Here is a 1,397-nt window from a genome sequence, read left to right on the forward strand (position 1 = left end):
ACTAGTGTGATGCGCCACAAATCATGAGGGTAAGTTGATACCCTTTTATGGTGTCGCATCCTGGGCCTTCTGCCGTGGTGATCTCGCTGTCTGAGGACGAGCGTGCCGAGTTGCTGCGTCGGGCGGGGTCCTGGGACCGAAGAGCCGCTGAACGGGCCCGGATCATCCTGGCGTGTGCTGACGGTATGTCGAATTCCGCTGCTGCAAAGCTCGTTGGCGTTCAAGACAAGACGGTGCGCAAGTGGCGTGGCAAGTTCGCGGCCGAGGGGCTGGCCGGCCTGCGGGATGCGGGCCGCATCGGCAGGCCGAAGGCCGACCTGGTCCTCAGTGAGGCCGAGTGGGACCAGTTGACGCGTTGGGCGAGGCGGGCGAAGACCGCGCAGTTTCTCGCGCTGCGGGCCAGGATCGTGCTGCGGTGCGCTGAGGGCGGGACGAACCGGCAGGCCGCGATGGATCTGGGCGTCGACGAGTCGACCGTGGAGCGCTGGCGGGCGCGGTTCATCGACAAGCGGCTGGACGGCCTGCAGGACGAGCCGCGTCCGGGCAGGCCGCCCTCGATCCTGCTCGACCAGGTCGAGGACGTGCTGGTGGCGACCCTGGAGTCCACTCCCGGGCGGGACACGCACTGGTCGCGGTCCTCGATGGCCGCCCGGTCGGGCCTGTCGAAGTCGACCGTCGGGCGGATCTGGAGGAAGTTCGACCTCAAGCCGCACCTGCAGGACAGCTTCAAGCTGTCCACCGACCCGCAGTTCGTGGACAAGGTCGTGGACGTCGTCGGGCTCTACCACGACCCGCCCGAGAAGGCCGTCGTGCTCTGCGTCGACGAGAAGAGCCAGATTCAGGCGCTGGACCGGTCCCAGCCGGTCCTGCCGATGATGCCGGGCATGCCCGAACGGCGCACCCATGACTACCTGCGGCACGGCATCACCAGCCTGTTCGCCGCCTTCAACATCGCCGACGGCACCGTCATCAGCGAACTGCACCGGCGCCACCGGGCCCTGGAGTTCAAGAAGTTCCTGGTCACGATAGACAAAGCGGTCCCCGCTGAACTCGACGTGCACCTGGTGTGCGATAACTACGCCACGCACAACACCGCCGAGATCCGGACCTGGCTCGGCCGGCATCCGCGCTTCCACGTCCACTTCACCCCGACCGGCTCGTCCTGGATCAACCAGGTCGAGCGCTGGTTCGGACTGCTGACCGACAAGCTCATCCGTCGCGGCGTCCACACCTCCGTCAAAGCCCTCGAAGACGACATCAAGGTCTGGATCGACACCTGGAACCAGGACCCGAGACCGTTCACCTGGACCAAGACCGCCGACGAGATCCTCAAGTCCCTCGCCGACTACCTCGCCAAGATCAACCCAGTCGTCCAGGCATCACGGTAATTACTACCC

The 1,397-nt window shown here is 65.8% G+C and carries 1 protein-coding gene; it reads left to right on the forward strand.

From position 1 onward, the window contains the following. Positions 1-74: 74 nt before the first annotated feature. Complete coding sequence (locus ACIOGZ_RS41820) at positions 75-1,388, forward strand: IS630 family transposase (protein WP_400989907.1); 1,314 nt, start codon at positions 75-77, stop codon at positions 1,386-1,388. Positions 1,389-1,397 lie beyond the last annotated feature (9 nt).

The organism is Kitasatospora sp. NPDC088160, assembly GCF_044741445.1.
In the GTDB taxonomy this organism is placed as follows: domain Bacteria; phylum Actinomycetota; class Actinomycetes; order Streptomycetales; family Streptomycetaceae; genus Kitasatospora.